This is a genomic window from Citrobacter sp. MGH103 (genome assembly GCF_001034475.2).
Taxonomy (GTDB): Bacteria; Pseudomonadota; Gammaproteobacteria; order Enterobacterales; family Enterobacteriaceae; genus Citrobacter; species Citrobacter freundii.
This window is the reverse complement of record NZ_CP073043.1, coordinates 296,319-318,042: the sequence shown is the minus strand read 5'-3', so window position 1 is coordinate 318,042 and position 21,724 is coordinate 296,319. Positions and strand designations below refer to the sequence as shown.

General features: G+C 53.8%; 16 protein-coding genes. 11 read left to right on the top strand and 5 right to left on the bottom strand.

Features of this window, described 5'->3' with window-relative positions:
• Positions 1 to 46: 46 nt before the first annotated feature.
• Positions 47 to 343 carry a NadS family protein gene (gene nadS, locus SK33_RS01470; protein ID WP_048218780.1) on the top strand — a complete coding sequence of 99 codons (297 nt, stop codon included), beginning with the start codon at positions 47 to 49 and terminating at the stop codon, positions 341 to 343.
• Positions 344 to 399: 56 nt separating this feature from the next.
• On the opposite strand, the gene envZ is transcribed toward nadS, so the two are convergent.
• On the bottom strand, positions 400 to 1,752 hold the full coding sequence (gene envZ / locus SK33_RS01465) for a two-component system sensor histidine kinase EnvZ (protein WP_003837891.1): 1,353 nt from the start codon (positions 1,750 to 1,752) through the stop codon (positions 400 to 402).
• Positions 1,749 to 2,468 carry an osmolarity response regulator transcription factor OmpR gene (gene ompR, locus SK33_RS01460; protein ID WP_001157751.1) on the bottom strand — a complete coding sequence of 240 codons (720 nt, stop codon included), beginning with the start codon at positions 2,466 to 2,468 and terminating at the stop codon, positions 1,749 to 1,751. Before ompR ends, envZ begins: the two co-directional genes overlap by 4 nt.
• Before the next feature lie 225 nt (positions 2,469 to 2,693).
• On the opposite strand from ompR, the gene greB reads away from it, so the two are divergent.
• The 6 genes from greB to SK33_RS01430 all read left to right on the top strand — a co-directional run bounded on the left by greB (position 2,694) and on the right by SK33_RS01430 (position 9,968).
• On the top strand, positions 2,694 to 3,167 hold the full coding sequence (gene greB / locus SK33_RS01455; protein WP_003023524.1) for a transcription elongation factor GreB: 474 nt from the start codon (positions 2,694 to 2,696) through the stop codon (positions 3,165 to 3,167).
• A 98-nt stretch (positions 3,168 to 3,265) separates the two neighbouring features.
• Positions 3,266 to 5,584 carry a Tex family protein gene (locus SK33_RS01450; RefSeq protein WP_048218781.1) on the top strand — a complete coding sequence of 773 codons (2,319 nt, stop codon included), beginning with the start codon at positions 3,266 to 3,268 and terminating at the stop codon, positions 5,582 to 5,584.
• 375 nt (positions 5,585 to 5,959) lie between these two features.
• Positions 5,960 to 6,187: a ferrous iron transporter A gene (gene feoA, locus SK33_RS01445; protein ID WP_003023519.1), complete on the top strand. Its 228-nt coding sequence runs from the start codon at positions 5,960 to 5,962 to the stop codon at positions 6,185 to 6,187.
• Between the two features lie 18 nt (positions 6,188 to 6,205).
• On the top strand, positions 6,206 to 8,524 hold the full coding sequence (feoB, locus tag SK33_RS01440) for a Fe(2+) transporter permease subunit FeoB (protein WP_032937253.1): 2,319 nt from the start codon (positions 6,206 to 6,208) through the stop codon (positions 8,522 to 8,524).
• 11 nt (positions 8,525 to 8,535) lie between these two features.
• Positions 8,536 to 8,772 carry a [Fe-S]-dependent transcriptional repressor FeoC gene (feoC, locus tag SK33_RS01435; RefSeq protein WP_003023516.1) on the top strand — a complete coding sequence of 79 codons (237 nt, stop codon included), beginning with the start codon at positions 8,536 to 8,538 and terminating at the stop codon, positions 8,770 to 8,772.
• A gap of 245 nt (positions 8,773 to 9,017) precedes the next feature.
• A complete protein-coding gene (locus SK33_RS01430) occupies positions 9,018 to 9,968 on the top strand; it encodes an Rpn family recombination-promoting nuclease/putative transposase (protein WP_048218782.1) in 951 nt (316 codons plus the stop codon).
• 45 nt (positions 9,969 to 10,013) lie between these two features.
• Here the strand turns inward: SK33_RS01430 and bioH are convergent, their stop codons facing one another.
• Positions 10,014 to 10,784, bottom strand: a complete 771-nt coding sequence (gene bioH / locus SK33_RS01425; protein WP_048218783.1) for a pimeloyl-ACP methyl ester esterase BioH — start codon at positions 10,782 to 10,784, stop codon at positions 10,014 to 10,016.
• A 37-nt stretch (positions 10,785 to 10,821) separates the two neighbouring features.
• Between bioH and gntX the strand changes: the two genes are divergently transcribed.
• From gntX to gntT, 3 genes are all read left to right on the top strand, one after another.
• The gene (gene gntX / locus SK33_RS01420; protein ID WP_003848000.1) at positions 10,822 to 11,505 is read left to right on the top strand and encodes a DNA utilization protein GntX; all 684 of its coding nucleotides are present in this window, start codon (positions 10,822 to 10,824) and stop codon (positions 11,503 to 11,505) included.
• 58 nt (positions 11,506 to 11,563) lie between these two features.
• A complete protein-coding gene (nfuA, locus tag SK33_RS01415; protein ID WP_003023509.1) occupies positions 11,564 to 12,139 on the top strand; it encodes a Fe-S biogenesis protein NfuA in 576 nt (191 codons plus the stop codon).
• A 368-nt stretch (positions 12,140 to 12,507) separates the two neighbouring features.
• Positions 12,508 to 13,824 carry a gluconate transporter gene (gene gntT / locus SK33_RS01410; protein WP_032950402.1) on the top strand — a complete coding sequence of 439 codons (1,317 nt, stop codon included), beginning with the start codon at positions 12,508 to 12,510 and terminating at the stop codon, positions 13,822 to 13,824.
• 45 nt (positions 13,825 to 13,869) lie between these two features.
• Here gntT and malQ read toward each other — a convergent pair whose 3' ends face one another.
• Together malQ and malP are read right to left on the bottom strand one after the other, a co-directional pair.
• Positions 13,870 to 15,957 carry a 4-alpha-glucanotransferase gene (gene malQ / locus SK33_RS01405; protein ID WP_048218784.1) on the bottom strand — a complete coding sequence of 696 codons (2,088 nt, stop codon included), beginning with the start codon at positions 15,955 to 15,957 and terminating at the stop codon, positions 13,870 to 13,872.
• 9 nt (positions 15,958 to 15,966) lie between these two features.
• Positions 15,967 to 18,360, bottom strand: coding sequence for a maltodextrin phosphorylase (gene malP / locus SK33_RS01400; RefSeq protein WP_048218785.1), 2,394 nt, complete (start codon positions 18,358 to 18,360; stop codon positions 15,967 to 15,969).
• Positions 18,361 to 18,977: 617 nt separating this feature from the next.
• Here malP and malT point away from each other — a divergent pair.
• A complete protein-coding gene (gene malT / locus SK33_RS01395; protein ID WP_048218786.1) occupies positions 18,978 to 21,683 on the top strand; it encodes an HTH-type transcriptional regulator MalT in 2,706 nt (901 codons plus the stop codon).
• Positions 21,684 to 21,724 lie beyond the last annotated feature (41 nt).

Here is a 21,724-nt window from a genome sequence, read left to right as displayed (position 1 = left end):
GAATTTTAATCATCAGGACACCGCTATCCGGTGTGGTGAGGCCAAAATGAAAGACGAATTATTTGCCGATTTGCTGGCCAGTGCAGAAGAAATGGTGCGTATAGAGAAAGGTGAAGAAACACCTAAGCCTGAACATGTACATACCTTTAGCGAAATTGATGTTAAAGCCATCCGCGAAGCAACAGGGTTACGCCAACAGGATTTTGCCATAGCTGTTGGCGTGAGTTATGACCTGGTTAAAAGCTGGGAAACGAAACGACGCCAGCCGACTGGTGCACCAAGAAAACTGCTTTTATTAATTCAAAAAAATCCATTTATAATTAATCAATTAAAAGTAATTTAAGCCAGAAGTTTTACTCTGTATCCCGTAAACAAAGGGAGGCATTTCGCCTCCCTTTCTTATACGTCTTTCGTGATACCCTGCGCGCGAGTGAAAGGAACCGGAAGCCATGCACGAATCGACAACCCACCACGTTCACTGGTACCAATCTCCAGCATGCCGTTATGGTTATCGATAATACGTTGCACAATCGCCAGACCCAGCCCCGTGCCGCTGGTACTGCGCGCGCTGTCGCCGCGGACAAATGGCTGGAACAGGTGCTTACGCTGCTCCGGCTTGATGCCCGGACCATCATCTTCTACCTGGAACCAGGCGCGATGCGTCTCCGTACCGCTACTGACCTTAATCCAGCCGTTGCCGTAGCGGGCGGCGTTAACCACCATATTGGCAACCGCACGCTTGATCGACAGCGGGTGCATCTTCACCTGAATGGCGCCAGGCTGCAGCGCAGTTTCGATTTCACGTTCATAGCCGCTTTCTGCCGCAACCACTTCACCCAGCACCGAGTTCAGATCCGCCATCTCCATCGGCATCTCTTGACCGGTACGCAGGTAATCGATGAACTGCTCGATGATGGCGTTACACTCTTCGATGTCCTTATTGATGGACTCCGCAAGATAACCGTCCTCTTCGCCCATCATTTCCGTTGCCAGACGAATACGCGTCAGCGGAGTACGTAAATCGTGGCTCACGCCCGCCATTAACAGCGTACGGTCATCGGCCAACTGCTTCACACCTGCGGCCATATGGTTAAAGGCTCGGGTTACGGAGCGCACCTCTGAAGCGCCATACTCACGCAACGGCGGTGGAATGATACCTTTCCCCACCTGCAGCGCCGCATGTTCAAGATCCACCAACGGTCGGTTCTGGATACGGATAAACAGCCACGCGCCACCGATAGCCAGCAGCATAATCGCCAGCGTATAGCGGAACAGCGGTGAGAAATCGCCTTGATGAATTTCCGTAAGCGGCACACGTACCCAGATGTTGGGCGACAGCCAGGTTTTCAGCCACACAACCGGCGAGCTTTTGTTTACCTCAACGCGGACTTCCGTTGGGCCACCCAACTGCTGCGCCATCTGATGGCTTAAGAATTCATAGTGTTGCGCCCAACGCAGTCCGGCTTCTTCAGCGGCCTCGTTGGAATAGAGGGAAATACCCAGCTCACGATAAATTTCCCGACGGAATGCGGGCGGCACCACCAGTTGCGTACCGTCCTCCAGCTGTAGTTTATCGGTCATCAGCATACGAACTTCGTAGGCCAGGACCTTATTAAACTGCTGGAGGCTCGGCAGAATCGCGAAGTTCAGCACTACCAGGTAAGTCGTCACCAGGCTGGCAAACAGCAAGGTGACGATGAGCAATAACGTGCGGGCAAACGAACTTCGTGGCGAGAAGCGCATTCGCCTCATGCTTTAGAACCGTCCGGAACAAAGACGTAGCCCAGACCCCATACGGTCTGAATGTATCGTGGATGCGCCGGGTCTTCTTCCACCATGCGACGCAAACGGGAAATCTGGACGTCGATAGAACGTTCCATCGCAGAATATTCACGACCACGGGCGAGGTTCATCAACTTGTCGCGGGACAGCGGCTCACGCGGATGGCTAACCAGTGCTTTCAGCACTGCAAACTCACCGCTGGTGAGCGGCATAGGCTCATCTTCACGGAACATTTCACGCGTACCGAGGTTCAGTTTGAACTTACCAAACGCAATGACCGCTTCTTCCTGAGAAGGCGCGCCCGGCAGTTCATTCGCCTGACGGCGCAGGACTGCGCGAATACGTGCCAGTAGCTCACGCGGGTTAAACGGTTTCGGAATGTAATCGTCAGCGCCGATTTCCAGTCCTACAATACGGTCCACTTCTTCGCCCTTCGCCGTAACCATAATGATCGGCATCGGGTTGCTTTGGCTGCGCAGGCGACGGCAAATAGACAGGCCATCTTCTCCCGGCAGCATTAAATCCAGCACCATCAGGTGGAAAGACTCACGGGTCAGCAGACGATCCATCTGCTCAGCGTTTGCGACGCTTCGAACCTGGAAGCCCTGCTCGGTCAGATAACGCTCCAGAAGCGCACGTAAGCGCATGTCGTCATCGACCACCAGAATCTTATAGTTCTCTTGCATTGTTATTACTCCCAAAGGTTCGCAACAATTAAGTGTATATTCTTAAGAAAGCTAACGTGAGTCACCAGCGAATTCTGGTATGAATTCCAGGCTAAATTGTTACAAAGCATATTAAACAGCAGCTTAAGTATACAATGTTTCTCGCAATACATTATTTATTCTGTTGATATGCTCACGTAATACTAATTGTGCGCATCATCACAGAGTCGAAGGTAAAACAATAAGATGAAAACGCCCCTGATAACCCGTGAAGGGTATGAAAAACTCAAACAAGAGCTGAATTATCTCTGGCGTGAAGAGCGCCCGGAAGTCACCAAAAAAGTAACCTGGGCCGCGAGTCTGGGTGACCGCAGCGAAAATGCCGACTACCAGTATAATAAAAAGCGCCTGCGTGAGATCGACCGTCGCGTCCGATATTTGACCAAGTGCATGGAGAATCTGAAAATCGTCGATTACTCCCCGCAGCAGGAGGGCAAAGTCTTCTTTGGCGCATGGGTTGAAATTGAAAATGACGATGGCGACATCCGCAAATTCCGTATTGTTGGCTACGATGAGATCTTCGGTCGTAAAGATTACATCTCTATCGACTCACCAATGGCGCGAGCGCTGCTGAAAAAAGAAGTCGGCGATCTCGCAGTAGTAAACACCCCTGGTGGCGAAGCCAGCTGGTACGTGAACGAGATTGAATACGTTAAGTGAGACCGGAACAATCCGAAGCCCCGGCAGATGGCTGGCATTTTTGTCAGTCAATCCGTATAACTATCCCCTGATTTTTTATCCTATAGACGAAGCTATCCATGATGAATGATTCTTTCTGCCGCATTATCGCAGGTGAAATTCAGGCTCGTGCTGAACAGGTAGAAGCTGCCGTTCGCCTGCTTGACGAAGGGAACACCGTGCCGTTTATCGCACGATATCGTAAGGAAATCACCGGCGGTCTGGACGATACGCAACTGCGTAATCTGGAAACCCGTCTGGGATATCTGCGTGAACTGGAAGACCGCCGTCAGGCAATCCTGAAATCTATCGGCGAGCAAGGCAAACTGACCGACGACCTGGCGAAAGCGATCAACGGCACGTTAAGTAAGACCGAACTCGAAGATCTCTATCTGCCGTACAAACCTAAACGCCGTACCCGTGGACAGATCGCCATTGAAGCAGGCCTTGAGCCTCTGGCAGACCTGCTGTGGAACGAGCCGTCTCACGACCCGGAAACAGAAGCCGCTAAATATCTCAACGCCGACAACGGCGTGGCGGATACCAAAGCGGCCCTCGACGGCGCACGTTACATCCTGATGGAACGCTTCGCTGAAGATGCCGCGCTGCTGGCGAAAGTGCGTGACTACCTGTGGAAGAACGCGCATTTGGTTTCCACCGTGGTAAGCGGTAAAGAAGAGGAAGGCGCGAAATTCCGCGACTACTTCGATCACCACGAACCGATCTCTACCGTGCCATCCCACCGTGCGCTGGCCATGTTCCGTGGCCGTAACGAAGGCGTGCTGCAGCTTTCGCTGAATGCCGATCCGCAGTTCGATGAGCCACCGAAAGAGAGCCACGGCGAACAGATTATCCAGAACCACCTGGGACTGCGCCTGAACAACGCACCGGCAGACAGCTGGCGTAAAGGCGTGGTCAGCTGGACCTGGCGCATCAAAGTGCTGATGCACCTCGAAACCGAACTGATGGGCACCGTGCGCGAACGCGCGGAAGATGAAGCAATCAACGTCTTTGCCCGTAACCTGCATGACCTGCTGATGGCGGCTCCGGCCGGCCTGCGCGCCACCATGGGCCTCGATCCCGGCCTGCGTACCGGCGTGAAGGTGGCGGTTGTTGACGGTACCGGTAAGCTGGTCGCGACCGACACCATTTATCCACACACCGGTCAGGCCGCCAAAGCCGCCGTTGCCGTTGCGGCGCTGTGTGAAAAATACAACGTTGAACTGGTGGCGATTGGTAACGGTACAGCGTCGCGCGAAACCGAGCGCTTCTTCCTCGACGTGCAGAAACAGTTCCCGAAAGTCACCGCGCAGAAAGTGATCGTCAGCGAAGCCGGGGCATCGGTTTACTCGGCTTCCGAGCTGGCGGCGCAGGAGTTCCCGGATCTCGACGTTTCATTGCGTGGCGCAGTGTCTATCGCCCGTCGTCTGCAGGATCCGCTGGCTGAGCTGGTGAAAATCGATCCGAAATCGATCGGTGTGGGCCAGTATCAGCACGACGTTAGTCAGACGCAGCTGGCGCGTAAGCTGGACGCGGTGGTGGAAGACTGTGTGAACGCCGTCGGCGTCGATCTCAATACCGCTTCCGTTCCGCTGTTGACCCGCGTGGCCGGCCTGACACGCATGATGGCGCAAAATATCGTTGCCTGGCGTGATGAGAACGGTCAGTTCCAGAACCGTCAGCAACTGCTGGAAGTCAGCCGTCTGGGGCCAAAAGCCTTTGAACAGTGCGCAGGCTTCCTGCGCATCAACCATGGCGATAACCCACTGGATGCCTCCACCGTTCACCCGGAAGCCTATCCGATTGTGGAACGCATTCTGGCCGCTACCGAGCAATCGCTGCGTGACCTGATGGGCAACAGCAACGAACTGCGCAATCTGAAAGCCGCCGATTTTACTGACGAACGCTTCGGGGTGCCGACCGTCACCGACATCATCAAAGAGCTGGAAAAACCGGGCCGCGATCCGCGTCCTGAATTTAAAACCGCGCAGTTTGCCGATGGTGTCGAAACCATGAACGATCTGCTGCCGGGAATGATCCTGGAAGGGGCGGTCACCAACGTCACCAATTTCGGCGCGTTTGTTGATATCGGCGTTCATCAGGATGGTCTGGTGCATATCTCTTCGCTGTCGAATAAGTTCGTCGACGATCCACACACCGTGGTGAAAGCGGGCGACATTGTGAAGGTGAAAGTGCTGGAAGTGGACCTGCAACGTAAGCGTATCGCGCTGACCATGCGTTTGGACGAGCAGCCGGGTGAAACCAATGCGCGTCGCGGCGGCGGGAATAACGATCGCCCGGCGCCAAAAGCGGCGAAACCGCGTGGCCGTGACGCCCAGCCTGCGGGCAACAGCGCGATGATGGATGCGCTGGCGGCGGCAATGGGTAAAAAGCGCTAAGTTTAAACCGTGTGCCGGATGACGGAATCAATACCTTATCCGGCATATTTAATATATGCCCCGCTTTTCACCACAATATATTTATCACTTTATTAACAGATGAAACCTTAATTAAACATTAAGATTCTCAATAATTACCTCCGCGAACCATTCTTTCCCTACCAGAATAAATATTGAGGAATATCAAAATTGGCTCAAATTATTATCCAATTGTACATTCCGTCACATTTATTCTATTGATGATAGAAACCATTCTCATTATCATTGTTTTGTTGATTATTTACTCTTTCCTTACGTTGGCTAATCATCTGGTCTCATGCCGCCCTGTCGCCCCATGAGGTAATCATCCAGTTAGCGAGATATAAGTAGGTCCCTATGCAATTCACTCCTGACAGTGCGTGGAAAATTACCGGCTTTGCCCGTGAAATCAGCCCGGCTTATCGTCAGAAACTGTTGTCACTTGGCATGCTGCCCGGCTCCTCCTTCAACGTAGTACGCGTCGCCCCGCTCGGCGATCCTATCCATATCGAAACGCGTCGCGTAAGTCTGGTATTGCGTAAAAAGGATTTGGCGTTATTAGAAGTGGAAGCGGTTTCCTGTTAATACAGTGAGTCTATAAAAATGAAAAAACTAACCATTGGTTTAATTGGTAATCCTAATTCCGGCAAGACAACTTTATTCAACCAGCTCACCGGCGCGCGCCAGCGTGTAGGTAACTGGGCTGGCGTTACCGTTGAGCGTAAAGAAGGTCATTTCGCCACAACGGACCATCAGGTCACGCTGGTGGATTTACCCGGCACCTATTCTCTGACGACAATCTCATCCCAGACCTCTCTCGATGAGCAGATTGCCTGCCACTATATTTTAAGCGGCGACGCGGATCTGTTGATCAACGTGGTCGATGCTTCAAACCTTGAACGCAACCTCTACCTGACGTTGCAACTGCTTGAGTTGGGCATCCCCTGCATCGTCGCGTTGAATATGCTGGATATCGCTGAAAAGCAGCAAATCCGTATTGATATCGACGCTCTCTCAGCACGTCTTGGCTGCCCGGTGGTTCCGCTGGTTTCCACCCGCGCCCGCGGCATTGAAGCGCTGAAGCTGGCGATCGATCGCTACAAAGAAAACGACACCGTCGAGCTGGTCCATTATGCCCAGCCGTTGCTGCAGGAAGCGGACTCCCTCGCCGACGCGATGGCCAAAGATATGCCGCTCAAACAGCGCCGCTGGCTTGGCCTGCAGATGCTGGAAGGCGATATCTACAGCCGCGCCTATGCGGGTGATGCCGCGCAAAATCTCGATGCCTCTATCGCACGCCTGAGCGAGACAATGGACGATCCGGCGCTGCATATCGCCGATGCGCGCTATCAGTGCATTGCCGCTATCTGCGATACCGTCAGCAATACTCTGACGGCAGAACCGAGCCGTTTCACCACCGCGGTAGATAAAATCGTTCTCAACCGCTTCCTCGGGCTACCGATTTTCCTGTTCGTGATGTATCTGATGTTCCTGCTCGCCATTAACATCGGCGGCGCACTGCAACCGTTGTTTGACGTTGGCTCCGTAGCACTCTTTATCCATGGTATTCAGTGGATTGGCTACACGCTGCACTTCCCGGACTGGCTAACCATCTTCCTGGCCCAGGGCCTTGGCGGCGGGATTAACACCGTGCTGCCGCTGGTACCACAAATCGGCATGATGTATCTGTTCCTCTCCTTCCTTGAAGACTCCGGCTACATGGCGCGCGCCGCGTTTGTGATGGACCGTCTGATGCAGGCGCTGGGACTGCCGGGCAAATCGTTCGTCCCGCTGATCGTCGGCTTTGGCTGTAACGTACCGTCCGTGATGGGCGCACGTACGCTGGACGCCCCGCGTGAGCGTCTGATGACCATCATGATGGCGCCGTTTATGTCCTGCGGCGCACGTCTGGCGATTTTCGCCGTCTTTGCCGCGGCGTTCTTTGGTCAGAACGGCGCACTGGCGGTCTTCTCGCTGTACGTACTGGGTATCGTGATGGCTGTTTTGACGGGCCTGATGCTCAAACACACCATCATGCGTGGTGAAGCAACACCGTTCGTGATGGAGCTGCCGGTATATCACGTGCCGCACATCAAGAGTCTGATTATTCAGACCTGGCAACGCCTGAAAGGCTTCGTTCTGCGTGCAGGTAAAGTCATCATCATCGTCAGCATTTTCCTCAGCGCGTTTAACAGTTTCTCGCTGAGCGGGAAAATCGTCGATAACATCAACGACTCTGCTCTGGCCTCCGTTAGCCGTGTTATTACTCCTGTGTTTAAACCGATTGGCGTTCACGAAGATAACTGGCAGGCAACCGTAGGTTTGTTCACCGGCGCGATGGCGAAAGAAGTGGTGGTGGGTACGCTGAACACGCTCTATACCGCGGAAAACATTCAGGAAGAAGAGTTCAACCCGGCAGATTTCCACCTCGGTGACGAGCTGATCGGCGCAGTGGATGAAACCTGGCAAAGCCTGAAAGACACCTTCAGCCTGAGCGTACTGGCTAACCCTATCGAAGCCAGCAAGGGCGACGGCGAAATGGCGACGGGCGCAATGGGCGTGATGGGCGAGAAATTTGGCAGCGCCGCAGCCGCGTACAGCTACCTGATCTTTGTTCTGCTGTATGTGCCGTGCATTTCAGTGATGGGCGCTATCGCACGTGAATCCAGCCGTGGCTGGATGAGTTTCTCGATTCTGTGGGGCCTGAATATCGCCTACTCTCTGTCGACGCTGTTTTATCAGACGGTCAGCTACAAAGAGCACCCGACCTACAGCCTGGTGTGCATTTTAGCGGTCATCCTGTTTAACATCGTGTTGCTGGGCCTACTGCGTCGAGCTCGCAGCCGCGTGGACCTCGCACTGCTGGCAACCAACAGAACGGCGAGTTCCTGCTGTTCCAGCACGACTGGCGATTGCCACTAAGGTTATCGACAATGGCATCACTTATTCAGGTTCGTGATTTATTGGCTTTGCGGGGGCGTATGGAGGCAACACAAATTAGCCACACGCTGCATACCCCGCAGCCCATGATTGACGCCATGCTGAATCAGTTAGAAAAGATGGGCAAAGCGGTGCGGATTCAGGAAGATGCCGACGGGTGTCTTTCCGGAAGCTGCAAAAGTTGCCCGGAAGGTAAAGCCTGCCTGCGCGAATGGTGGGCTTTACGCTAATCAGATGCTATTTGCCGGATGGCGCTACGCTTATCCGGCCTACAAATGATGCAAACGTCCAGGCCGGATAATTCGTTTATGCAGATATCCGGCTTTTTTGCGTAATGGATTCCACATAGATTTCATTATTTCAGCAAAAAAGATCTATCCTCCAGCCAGCTACGCATCGTTATTAATTCGTGGATGATTACTGCCGACCATGAAAGTAGAGTCTCGTCATCTTGTTTCTCAGGTGACGGATCGCCATGAATACTGACACGACTGCTACGCCGCATGACGCGATTTTCAAAACGTTCTTAAACCACCCGGCAACCGCACGCGACTTTCTTCAGCTCCATCTTCCAGCCTCTTTACAAAAACTATGCGATCTTAAAACGCTGCAACTGGAATCAGGCAGCTTTATCGAGGACGATTTACGCGCGTACTATTCCGACGTGCTGTGGTCGTTAAAAACTCGCGAAGGTGATGGTTACATTTACACCATTATTGAACATCAAAGCAGCGCCGATGCTCACATGGCATTTCGGCTAATGCGCTATGCCATTGCGGTAATGCAGCGTCATCTGGATGCGGGACATAAGAAGCTGCCTCTGGTAATCCCCCTACTTTTTTATCATGGTGCAGCAAGCCCATACCCCTATTCACTTTGTTGGCTGGACGAGTTTGATGACCCAGAGTCCGCCAGACAGCTTTATAGCACCGCGTTTCCATTGATCGATATCACCGTTATGCCCGATGACGAGATTATGCAGCATCGCCGGATGGCGCTGTTGGAACTCATCCAAAAACATATCCGTAAACGCGATTTAATGGGGCTGGTAGAAAAACTGGCCATCCTGCTTGTTAAAGGACACGCTAATGACAACCAGTTGAAAGCCTTGTTTAATTACCTGATGCAAGCCGGAGACACCATGCATTTTGGGGAATTTATTCATGAAGTCGCCGAACGTTTACCCCAACACAAGGAGAGATTGATGACAATCGCTGAGAGGCTACGGCAGGAAGGACATTTTAATGGTCTTCAGGAAGGCCATAGGAAAGGATTACAACAGGGGTTACAAACAGGTCTACAACAAGGCAAACGAGAGGAAGCTTTGCGCATCGCGACGACCATGCTAGCGGATGGTATCGACAGATTAACAATACTCAGAATTACCGGGCTTAGCGCTAAAGACCTGCCTGCGCAACCGCATTAATTTCAGGCCCGGCAAGCGCGACGCTACCGGGCAAATCAACATTGGCTATAGCTGTTGTTTTAACGCCACCAGCGCTGAGCAGAACTCCGCCGGATGCGAGATAAACGGCGCATGCGCCGCCTTAGCAAACACCAACGACTCGCTCTGCGGCCACAGGGCATCCAGCATCGGGACGACTTTGCGCGGCACCAGGCCATCAAGATAGCCGTATAGCCGCAGGAAAGGCATTTCCACCGTGCACAGCGGTTCTCGCAGATCGACCGTTTTCAGGATCTCCAGCCCGCCATTAAGCACCTCGACTTCCGGCATGGGTAAAGCCAGCACCGTTTTCTTCAACGCTCGCGCATCCTGACGCGCGGTTTCAGTACCCATCGTTTGCAATGCCAGAAAACGCTCCACTGTACGCTGGAAATCTTCGCTCAGCTGCTGCTGGAAGCCTGCCAGCACCTCTGGCTTGATACCCGGCCACTCATCCCGCGCGTTAAAGCAAGGGGAAGACGCGACGGTCACCAGCGCCTGAACACGCTCAGGATGCGTTAGGGCTACCTGACTCGCGACCAACCCGCCCAGACTCCAGCCGAGCCAGATAGCTTTCTCCGGTGCCTGATTCAATACCCGCTCAGCCATCTCTTCCAGCGACATTGCACCGAAACCCTGGCTACGACCAAATCCCGGTAAGTCGACAAGATGCAGCGTAAAATGCGAACTCAGTTCCTCGCTTATGCAATGCCACACTTGCGCATTCAGTCCCCATCCGTGCAGCAGCACAAGATGGCAATTTCCCGAACCCTGGGTCTGCCACCAGATGTCATTCATCAGTTATTGTTCTCTTTTAGCCTGAAAGGATGCATCTATGCTAACAGTACCGGGATTGTGCTGGCTATGCCGAATGCCCCTGACGTTAGGGCATTGGGGGATCTGCTCAGTCTGTACGCGGGCAACGCGCCAACACGCCAGCCTATGCCCCCAATGTGGACTCCCTGCCGCTCATACCGTCATTCCCTGTGGGCGCTGTCTGCAAAAACCGCCGCCGTGGCAGCGGCTGGTCACCGTCAGCGACTATGTTCCGCCGTTGAGCGGACTTATCCACCAGCTCAAGTTTTCACGACGCAGCGAAACAGCCTCCGCTCTTTCGCGTTTGCTGTTGCTGGAGGTACTACAGGCCCGGCGCGCCAGCGCTCTTCCTCTGCCGGACAGGCTGGTCAGCGTCCCGCTCTGGCAACGCCGACACTGGCGCAGAGGGTTTAATCAGAGCGATTTACTGTGCCGTCCGCTTGCACGATGGCTGGGTTGCGACTGGGACAGCCGGACCGTCTCGCGGGTTCGGGCAACCGCCACACAGCACCACCTCAGCGCCCGATTACGTAAACGTAACCTGAAAAATGCCTTTCGCCTTGAATTGCCGGTGCAGGGACTCCATATGGTTATTGTGGATGATGTCGTCACTACCGGAAGTACCGTCGCGGAAATCGCGCAGCTGCTTTTACGCAACGGCGCGGCGACTGTCCAGGTATGGTGCCTGTGTCGAACCTTGTAGAGCCTCGATGATGGGCGTATTATAACCAAGTAAAATAGTCAACTATTAGGCCATTACTATGATCCATATTTCCGATGCTGCACAAGCGCACTTTGCCAAACTGCTGGCAAATCAGGAAGAAGGGACACAAATCCGCGTATTTGTGATTAATCCCGGCACGCCTAACGCTGAATGCGGCGTTTCTTATTGTCCGCCGGACGCCGTGGAAGCAACCGACACCGCCATTAAATTTGACCTGCTGACCGCATATGTTGATGAACTGAGCGCACCGTATCTGGAAGATGCAGAAATCGATTTCGTTACCGACCAGTTAGGCTCCCAGCTGACCCTGAAAGCACCAAACGCCAAAATGCGTAAAGTTGCCGATGATGCGCCGCTGATGGAACGCGTGGAGTACATGCTGCAATCGCAGATCAACCCACAGCTGGCTGGCCACGGTGGTCGCGTATCTCTGATGGAAATCACCGATGAAGGCTACGCCATTCTGCAGTTTGGCGGCGGCTGTAACGGCTGTTCAATGGTCGATGTGACGCTGAAAGAAGGTATCGAGAAGCAGCTGCTGGCTGAATTCCCTGAACTGAAAGGCGTTCGCGATTTAACCGAACACCAGCGCGGCGAGCACTCTTACTACTAACGACCAGACTTGTAGGCCCGGTAAGACGCATCCGCGTCGCCACCGGGCATCGATGCCGGATGGCAGCGTAAACGCTTTATCCGGCCTACGCCCTTACATTTCTCTGCACGTACCCTGTAATAATCCCCTGCATAATTTGACCAGCCTCTCATAATTTAAATTTTGCCTGCCCAGGTGATTTTCAAGCGCCACATGTTACCCGTATCATTCACATCAGCACCTAACACACACATAATAGTCCGCTAAACTGATTAGTTTTGCTGGCAACCAGCATTGGTGCTGAGAATACTCTGTTCCCGGTCGGGACAATCGGAATTTGTCATCTAAACACTGACGTTACCCATAACAAAGTTAAGGCCAGGTAAATCATGCCATTAGTCATCGTTGCTATCGGTGTAATCTTGTTACTCCTCCTGATGATCCGTTTCAAAATGAACGGCTTCATCGCTCTCGTCCTGGTGGCGCTTGCTGTCGGATTGATGCAAGGGATGCCACTGGATAAAGTCATCGGTTCAATTAAAGCCGGCGTCGGCGGAACCCTTGGCAGCCTCGCCCTGATTATGGGTTTTGGCGCCATGCTGGGCAAAATGCTGGCGGACTGCGGCGGCGCACAGCGCATCGCAACCACCCTGATTGCTAAATTCGGCAAAAAACATATTCAATGGGCGGTGGTATTAACCGGCTTCACCGTTGGTTTTGCCCTGTTCTACGAAGTTGGTTTCGTACTGATGCTGCCGCTGGTGTTCACCATTGCCGCTGCTGCCAATATCCCGCTGCTGTACGTTGGCGTGCCAATGGCTGCGGCACTGTCCGTAACGCACGGCTTCCTGCCACCGCACCCGGGTCCAACCGCTATTGCCACCATTTTCCACGCAGATATGGGTAAAACCCTGCTGTTTGGTACGATTCTGGCAATCCCGACCGTTATTCTCGCCGGTCCGGTATACGCACGTTTCCTGAAAGGCATTGATAAGCCAATCCCGGAAGGTCTGTACAGCGCAAAAACCTTCACTGAAGAAGAGATGCCAGGCTTTGGCGTCAGCGTCTGGACCTCTCTGGTCCCGGTTATTCTGATGGCAATGCGCGCCGTGGCGGAGATGATTCTGCCGAAAGGTCATGCTTTCCTGACGGTTGCAGAATTCCTCGGTGACCCGGTCATGGCAACGCTGATTGCAGTGCTGATTGCGATGTTCACGTTTGGTCTGAACCGCGGACGTTCGATGGATCAGATTAACGACACGCTGGTGTCTTCAATCAAAATCATTGCGATGATGCTGTTGATCATCGGCGGCGGCGGTGCCTTCAAACAGGTTCTGGTTGATAGCGGCGTGGACAAATACATCGCCTCAATGATGCACGGCTCTAACGTGTCTCCGCTGCTGATGGCATGGTCTATCGCTGCAGTACTGCGTATCGCATTGGGTTCCGCAACCGTTGCAGCGATCACCGCTGGTGGGATAGTGGCGCCGCTGATTGCAACAACCGGCGTAAGCCCTGAGCTGATGGTTATTGCGGTTGGTTCCGGTTCTGTCATCTTCTCCCACGTGAACGATCCAGGTTTCTGGCTGTTCAAGGAGTACTTCAACCTGACCATCGGTGAAACCATCAAGTCATGGTCAATGCTGGAAACCATTATCTCCGTGTGCGGTCTGGTAGGGTGTCTGCTGTTAAATATGGCAATCTGATGTAAAAAAGCCGGGTGGCGCTAGCGCCAACCCGGCTTGATTTCTTTATTTCTTCTTCGCCGCCGCTTTTCGCCGCTTATCCAAATCCTTAATCAGCTTATTCACTCTCTCATCGGCGAACATCTGCTCCAGCGTGGCGGTGAGCTTACGCCGCCAGTTTTTGTACTGGTCGCTGGTCCCCGGAATGTTAACCGGTTCAGCCATATCCAGCCAGTCTTCCGGTTGTAGGCCCAGCAGCGCACTGTTGCTGTCAGCGATGTAGCGTTGCATGCCGCGATTAAGAATCGGCGTCATCGACATCAGGGATGCCTTGTGACCGGCACGTTTTGGCAGGCAGCCGTATTTGTGCAGCGCGTCCAGCAGCCCCTGTTTCGCCAGTTCTCGGTCCTGATACAACCCGAGCAGCACGACTTCATCCGGATACAGGCCCAGTGCTTTACCCAGCGTCAAATCACCGCTATCCCAATAACCTTTAAGCGTAGGAAGGTCATGCGTCGCCGCGACTGCCATTGATTGTTCCGGGTACGCTTTCGGCGTACGGAAGTTTTTCTCATGGTCATTCTCGAAATAAAGCACTTTGTAGGAGTACACGCCGCTGTCGCGCAGCTTGCTGACGATCTCCACCGGCACAGTACCCAGATCCTCACCAATTACCATGCAGTGATGACGTTTACTCTCCAGCGCCAGAATTGAAAGCAGGTCATCGACCGGATAGTGCACGTAAGCGCCGTGATCGGCAGTTTCACCGTAGGGGATCCACCACAGACGCAGCATCGACATAACATGGTCAATACGCAGCGCACCGCAGTTCTGCATATTGGCGCGCAGCAGTTCGATAAACGGTTCGTAGGCGCGTGCCGTGATGATGTGCGGATCCATCGGCGGCAGCCCCCAGTTTTGTCCGAGCGGACCGAGAATATCCGGCGGCGCACCAACCGAGGCTTTCAGGCAATACAGCTCGCGGTCGCACCAGGTTTCCGCCCCACCTTCGGCCACGCCAACCGCCAGATCGCGATACAGTCCAATCGGCATCGCAAAACTCTGGCTGGTTTTCCAGCAGTCAGCAAACTGGGTATACGCCAGCCACTGTAACCACAGGTAGAAATCCACATCGTCACGATGTTCTTCGCAGAAGCGTTTTACCTCTGGCGAGTCCACTGACTGGAAAGCTTCCGGCCACACCGGCCATCCCCAGCGTAATGCGTCCTCTTTGACCTGATGCGCATGCAGCGCATCAAAGGCTGCCTGCCAGTAGAGGCTGTCCCCTTCCTGAGACACAAACTGGCGAAATGCCGCCATCTGCTCATCATCACGTGCAGAGAAGCTTTTCCACGCCATACGTAGCGCCGTCATCTTCAGTGCAGTAACGGCAGAATAATCAACCCACTCGGCATCGCGCGCACGTTGCAGAGCTTGCTGAGTCGCGGGTTTCTGCCACCACGCCTGCGCCTCTTTACTCAGACGGAAATCGTCTACGGCGTTCACATCAATATAAATCACGTTCAACCAGCGGCGTGAAGACGGGCTGTACGGGCTGGCGCTCTCCGGGTTAGCCGGATACAGCGCGTGAATAGGATTAAGCCCGATAAACGCGCCGCCGCGTTGCGCCACATCTACCAGCATGGCGCGGAGATCGCCAAAGTCGCCAATCCCCCAGTTCTTTTCTGATCGCAGGGTGTAGAGCTGAACGCATGCGCCCCACAGCTTCTGCCCGGCTAACAGCGCCTGCGGTTCATAGCAGCGCTTTGGTGCCACGATGATACGACAATGGGTACGCAGCTCGCCCTGGGTCAGGGTCAACGTGTGATACCCCTCCGGCAGCTTCGCCGGAAGAGTGAAAGATTTACCGCCGACGGCATGCCCTTTGTGCTGCACGCCCTCTTCGGTGGTCAGCAGCCAGTTAAACTCTCCGCTTCCCTCAACCGCCAGCGGCATTTTCTTACCGGCGGTATAGACCATGACATTCGGCACCGGAGTTACCGCCACCTGAGTGGCAGCGGTGGTGCGATGCATGGCGTCAAGCAAACGCCGTTTGGTTTCGGCACCAATAGACTGCGGTTTACCGTGGGCATTAATGTAATTGGGGCTGATCCCCGCCGCCAGCGCGGCATTATCCAGACGTTTGCTTTCCATCGCGATTCCTTAACGTTTCGCCTGCCAGATACGAGCCTGATAATCGCGGATGGAGCGATCCGAGCTGAACATGCCGCAACGTGCGGTATTCAGAATCGCCGCCCGGGTCCAGGCTTCCTGGTCACGATACAACACGTCAACCTGCTTCTGAGCTTCAACGTAGGCCGCGAAGTCCGCCATCACCAGATACGGGTCGCCGCCCTGCTTGCCGATACTGTGCAGCATCTGGTCAAAGGCATGCTTGTCGCCGTCGCTGTATTTCCCGCTTTCCAGCTCTTTCAGGACAGCATCCAGCACTTTGTCTTTTTTACGCCATTTCACCGGGTCGTAGCCTTTGGCTTTGAGCACCTTCACCTCTTCCACGGTATGACCAAAGATAAAGATATTCTCGTCACCCACCTTCTCGGCGATTTCGACGTTTGCGCCATCCAGCGTACCAACGGTTAACGCACCGTTCAGCGCCAGCTTCATGTTACCAGTGCCGGAAGCCTCTTTCCCTGCGGTTGAAATTTGCTCAGAGATATCCGCCGCCGGGATCAGCATTTCCGCCGCCGAGACACAATAATCCGGCAGGAAGACGACCTTCAGCTTGTCGCCAACTTTCGGGTCGTTATTGATAGTTTGTGCAACCTGGTTGATGGCGAAGATGATATTTTTCGCCAGGTAGTAACCTGGAGCAGCTTTTGCGCCAAACAGGAATACGCGCGGCACGCGATCTGCCTGCGGGTTGTCACGGATTTCTTTGTACAACGCCAGAATATGCAGCAGGTTGAGGTGCTGACGCTTGTATTCATGCAGACGTTTAATCTGGATATCAAAGATAGCGTTAGTCGTTATTTCAATACCGGTACGCGCTTTAATAAACTTCACCAGGCGCTCTTTGTTCGCCAGCTTGATGTCGCGATACTGCTGACGGAACTTCGCGTCGTCGGCATATTTTTCCAGGTTAATCAACTGGTCGAGGTCGTTGGCCCACTCTTTTTTCAGCGTTTTATCCAGCAGTGCGGCAAGCGCCGGGTTGCACTGCTTAATCCAGCGACGTGGGGTAATCCCATTGGTGACGTTATGGAATTTGTTCGGCCAGAGCTGGTGGTATTCAGGGAACAGATCTTTCACCACCAGATCGGAGTGCAGCGCCGCCACACCGTTAACAGCAAAGCCGCTGACCACGCACATGTTAGCCATGCGCACCTGTTTGTTGTGCACCACCGCCAGCTTCGCCCAGACTTCAGCATCACCCGGCCAGGTTTTATCAACCAACGTCTTAAAGCGCTCGTTAATCTCTTTGATGATTTGCATATGGCGCGGCAGTAGCGCTTTCACCAGCTCCTCGTCCCAGCACTCCAGCGCTTCTGGCATAAGGGTGTGGTTGGTGTAAGCAAAGGTTTTGCTGGTAATGGCCCACGCATCGTCCCAGCTCATCTGGTGCTCATCAATCAGCACGCGCAGCAGCTCAGGAATGGCAATGGTCGGGTGAGTATCGTTGAGCTGAATAACTTCAAAATCAGCCAGCTCATGCAGTTTACGCCCTGCCAGATGATGGCGGCGCAGAATGTCAGCTACGGAACAGGCACACTGGAAGTATTGCTGCATCAGGCGCAGCTTTTTACCCGCGGTGTGGTTATCGTTCGGGTACAGCACTTTCGTCAGTTTTTCGGCGTCGATGCCCTGCTGCTCTGCGCGCAGGAAATCACCGTCGTTAAATTTGGTCAGGTTAAACGGATGCGCGTGGCTGGCCTGCCACAGACGCAGCGGTTGCGCTACGCCGTTACGGTAGCCGAGAACTGGCAGATCCCAGGCCTGACCGGTGATGGTAAAACCTGGCTCCCAGTGGCCTTCTTTGCTGACCTTACCGCCAATCCCAACCTGCACATCCAGCGCCTCGTTGTGACGGAACCACGGGTAGCTGCCACGATGCCAGTCATCCGGGGCTTCCATCTGTTGCCCATCGGCAAACGACTGACGGAACAGGCCGTACTGGTAGTTGAGGCCATAGCCCGTCGCCGACTGGCCGACAGTCGCCATCGAATCGAGGAAGCAGGCTGCCAGGCGTCCCAATCCACCGTTACCCAACGCCGGATCGGTCTCTTCTTCCAGCAGGTCGGTCAGGTTGACGTCATGTGCTTTCAGCTCATCGCTCACCTCCTGATACCAGCCGAGGTTGAGTAAGTTATTGCCGGTCAGACGGCCAATCAAAAACTCCATCGAGATGTAGTTAACGTGACGCTGATTTTTTGCCGGTTTCGCCGCAGGCTGGGCGCTGAGTAACTCAGCCAACGCCCCACTCACTGCCTGCCACCACTGGCGCGACGTCATTTCTTGAGCCGACAGTAAACCGAAGCGCTGCCACTGACGCGTCAGGGCAGCCTGAAATTGATCTTTGTTGAAAGTAGGCTGTGACATAGGGGTTCCAGATCCTTAGGTAATAAAACAACGTTATCGCTAGTTTGCCTGGCTCGTTGTTGACATTCCTCATCCTGGCACGGATTAGGGAGGGAGGAGGAGCGGGGATGAGCATAAAAGTGTGATCTCCGCCACTTAAAGGGGGCGTAATCACCCGTAAATTCGCGCAAACCGTGCATAACGCTCTTTGGATGACGCATTAATAACAAAGGATTAATCGACAATCTCAAATAATGGAGTGACGATGAGAAACAAAATGTAAATAGAGAAATAGTTTCTAACCTGAAATATCTATGCCGGGTAAGATAATTCACATAAAAATTTTAAGTCGGCCACAAAATTCGTCGATTTTGATTAGCCGCCTGGGTAACCATATAAAAACAGAGGGATTTTTCGACACATTAAAAATTACAACGGATCCAGTCGCCACGCCTGTTGCGACTCTTTAAAACAATTATTGCAATAGATGTATAGATTTGTGACATAGTGCAAAATCAGACACACAAAAAGTCCGCTTAGCTTGCATAAAACACCAATCTGGCCGACCTTATATCTATTAATTACGAAGCGCAAAAAAATCATTCTTCCCTATTTTCACACAGTGAAGTGACTAACTTATGTTGATTCCGTCTAAATTAAGTCGTCCGGTTCGACTCGACCATACGGTGGTTCGTGAGCGCCTGTTGGCTAAACTTTCCGGCGTGAACAATTTCAGGCTTGCCCTGATAACAAGTCCTGCTGGTTATGGAAAAACAACGCTGGTTTCACAATGGGCGGCGGGGAAGAACGACTTAGGTTGGTACTCTCTGGATGAAGGCGATAATCAACAAGAGCGCTTTGCCAGCTATCTGATCGCCGCCATCCAACAGGCAACGGGTGGACATTGCACCACCAGCGAAGCGATGGTGCAAAAGCGCCAGTACGCCAGTCTGACGTCACTGTTTGCCCAGCTATTTATCGAACTGGCCGAGTGGCACCGTCCGCTCTACCTGGTGGTGGATGATTATCATCTGATCTCCCATCCAGCTATTCACGAAGCGATGCGTTTCTTCCTGCGTCACCAGCCTGAAAACCTCACGCTGGTCGTACTGTCGCGCAACCTGCCGCAGTTGGGTATTGCCAATCTGCGGGTGCGCGATCAACTGCTGGAAATAGGCAGCCAACAGCTGGCCTTTAACCATCAGGAAGCCAAACAATTTTTCGACCGACGTTTGTCCTCTCCCATTGAAGCGGCAGAAAGCAGCCGGATGTGCGATGACGTTGCTGGCTGGGCCACAGCGTTACAGCTGATCGCCCTCTCCGCCCGCCAGAACAACCATTCTGCGCACCAGTCCGCACGCCGTCTCGCGGGGATCAACGCCAGCCATTTGTCCGATTATCTGGTTGATGAAGTGCTGGACAGCGTCGACCTCGGCACCCGTCACTTCCTGCTGAAAAGCGCCATTCTGCGTTCCATGAACGATGCGCTGATCGTCCGCGTTACCGGAGAAGAAAATGGCCAGATGCGGCTGGAAGAAATTGAGCGCCAGGGGTTATTCCTGCAGCGGATGGATGACGTTGGCGAGTGGTTCAGCTATCACCCGCTGTTTGGCAGCTTTTTACGCCAGCGCTGCCAATGGGAGTTGGCGAACGAACTGCCCGAAATACACCGCGCCGCCGCCGAAAGCTGGATGGCGCAAGGCTTCCCCAGCGAAGCTATCCACCACGCGCTGGCGGCCGGTGACGCCCATATGCTGCGCGATATCCTGCTTAATCATGCGTGGGGACTGTTTAACCACAGCGAGCTGACGTTACTGGAAGAGTCGCTGAAAGCCCTGCCGTGGGAAAGCCTGCTGGAAAATCCGCGTCTGGTTCTGCTACAGGCCTGGCTGATGCAGAGCCAGCACCGCTACGGAGAGGTTAACACCCTGCTGGCGCGCGCAGAGCAGGAAATAAAAGGCGACATGGAGCCAACGCTGCACGCCGAATTCAACGCTTTACGGGCGCAGGTAGCGATTAACGATGGCAACCCTGACGAAGCCGAACGCCTGGCAAAACTGGCGCTGGATGAATTACCCATCGCCTGGTTCTATAGTCGTATCGTCGCCACCTCGGTGCACGGCGAAGTCCTGCATTGTAAGGGCGATCTCACGCGCTCTCTGGCGTTAATGCAGCAAACCGAGCAAATGGCACGTCATCATGACGTCTGGCATTACGCACTGTGGAGCCTTATCCAGCAAAGCGAAATTTTGTTTGCCCAAGGCTTTTTACAGGCCGCCTGGGAGACTCAGGAAAAAGCGTTCCAACTGATCAAAGAGCAGCACCTGGAACAGCTGCCGATGCACGAGTTCCTGGTGCGCATTCGTGCGCAGCTACTGTGGGCATGGGCGCGTCTGGACGAATCCGAAGCCTCTGCCCGTAGCGGTATTGAACTGCTTTCCACTTTCCAGCCGCAGCAGCAGCTACAGTGTCTGGCGCTGCTGGTTCAGTGTTCACTTGCGCGGGGCGATCTTGATAACGCTCGCAGCCTGCTCAACCGTCTGGAAAACCTGCTGGGCAACGGTCACTATCACAGCGACTGGATCTCCAACGCCGATAAGGTGCGGGTGATTTACTGGCAAATGGTGAGCGACAAAAACTCTGCCGCCAACTGGCTGCGCCACACGCCGAAACCAGAATTCGCCAATAACCACTTCCTGCAAAGCCAGTGGCGCAACATCGCTCGCGCGCAAATCCTGTTGGGTGAGTTTGAACCGGCTGAAATTGTGCTGGAAGAGTTGAATGAAAATGCGCGCAATCTGCGCCTGATGAGCGATCTGAACCGTAACCTGCTGCTGCTTAATCAGCTCTACTGGCAGGCAGGGCGCAAAAATGACGCCCAGCGTGTGTTACTCGAGGCCCTACAGCTGGCGAACCGCACCGGGTTTATCAGCCACTTTGTTATTGAAGGCGAGGCCATGGCGCAACAACTGCGTCAGCTGATTCAGCTCAACACCTTACCGGAACTCGATCAGCACCGCGCCCAGCGCATTTTGCGTGAAATTAACCAGCACCATCGCCATAAATTCGCCCACTTTGATGAAGGGTTCGTTGAGCGTCTGCTGACTCACCCGGAAGTACCAGAGCTTATCCGCACCAGCCCGCTGACCCAGCGCGAATGGCAGGTTCTGGGACTAATTTATTCGGGCTACAGCAACGAGCAGATCGCCGCAGAGCTGGCCGTCGCGGCAACGACCATCAAGACGCACATCCGCAATTTGTACCAAAAGCTCGGCGTCGCACACCGCCAGGATGCGGTGCAACATGCGCAGAAGCTGCTGAAAATGATGGGATACGGCGTTTAGTTAATGCCTGATACGCGACGCTTATCAGGCCTGGAATTACC

Excerpts from the sequence above, each read along its gene's own strand:
- gntT (WP_032950402.1), top strand. The coding sequence starts at position 12,508 with ATGCCATTAGTCATCGTTGCTATCGGTGTAATCTTGTTACTCCTCCTG.
- gntX (WP_003848000.1), top strand. The coding sequence starts at position 10,822 with ATGCTAACAGTACCGGGATTGTGCTGGCTATGCCGAATGCCCCTGACG.
- malT (WP_048218786.1), top strand. The coding sequence starts at position 18,978 with ATGTTGATTCCGTCTAAATTAAGTCGTCCGGTTCGACTCGACCATACG.
- feoC (WP_003023516.1), top strand. The coding sequence starts at position 8,536 with ATGGCATCACTTATTCAGGTTCGTGATTTATTGGCTTTGCGGGGGCGT.
- malP (WP_048218785.1), bottom strand. The coding sequence starts at position 18,360 with ATGTCACAGCCTACTTTCAACAAAGATCAATTTCAGGCTGCCCTGACG.
- nfuA (WP_003023509.1), top strand. The coding sequence starts at position 11,564 with ATGATCCATATTTCCGATGCTGCACAAGCGCACTTTGCCAAACTGCTG.
- malQ (WP_048218784.1), bottom strand. The coding sequence starts at position 15,957 with ATGGAAAGCAAACGTCTGGATAATGCCGCGCTGGCGGCGGGGATCAGC.
- greB (WP_003023524.1), top strand. The coding sequence starts at position 2,694 with ATGAAAACGCCCCTGATAACCCGTGAAGGGTATGAAAAACTCAAACAA.
- feoB (WP_032937253.1), top strand. The coding sequence starts at position 6,206 with ATGAAAAAACTAACCATTGGTTTAATTGGTAATCCTAATTCCGGCAAG.
- SK33_RS01430 (WP_048218782.1), top strand. The coding sequence starts at position 9,018 with ATGAATACTGACACGACTGCTACGCCGCATGACGCGATTTTCAAAACG.
- feoA (WP_003023519.1), top strand. The coding sequence starts at position 5,960 with ATGCAATTCACTCCTGACAGTGCGTGGAAAATTACCGGCTTTGCCCGT.
- ompR (WP_001157751.1), bottom strand. The coding sequence starts at position 2,468 with ATGCAAGAGAACTATAAGATTCTGGTGGTCGATGACGACATGCGCTTA.
- nadS (WP_048218780.1), top strand. The coding sequence starts at position 47 with ATGAAAGACGAATTATTTGCCGATTTGCTGGCCAGTGCAGAAGAAATG.
- bioH (WP_048218783.1), bottom strand. The coding sequence starts at position 10,784 with ATGAATGACATCTGGTGGCAGACCCAGGGTTCGGGAAATTGCCATCTT.
- SK33_RS01450 (WP_048218781.1), top strand. The coding sequence starts at position 3,266 with ATGATGAATGATTCTTTCTGCCGCATTATCGCAGGTGAAATTCAGGCT.
- envZ (WP_003837891.1), bottom strand. The coding sequence starts at position 1,752 with ATGAGGCGAATGCGCTTCTCGCCACGAAGTTCGTTTGCCCGCACGTTA.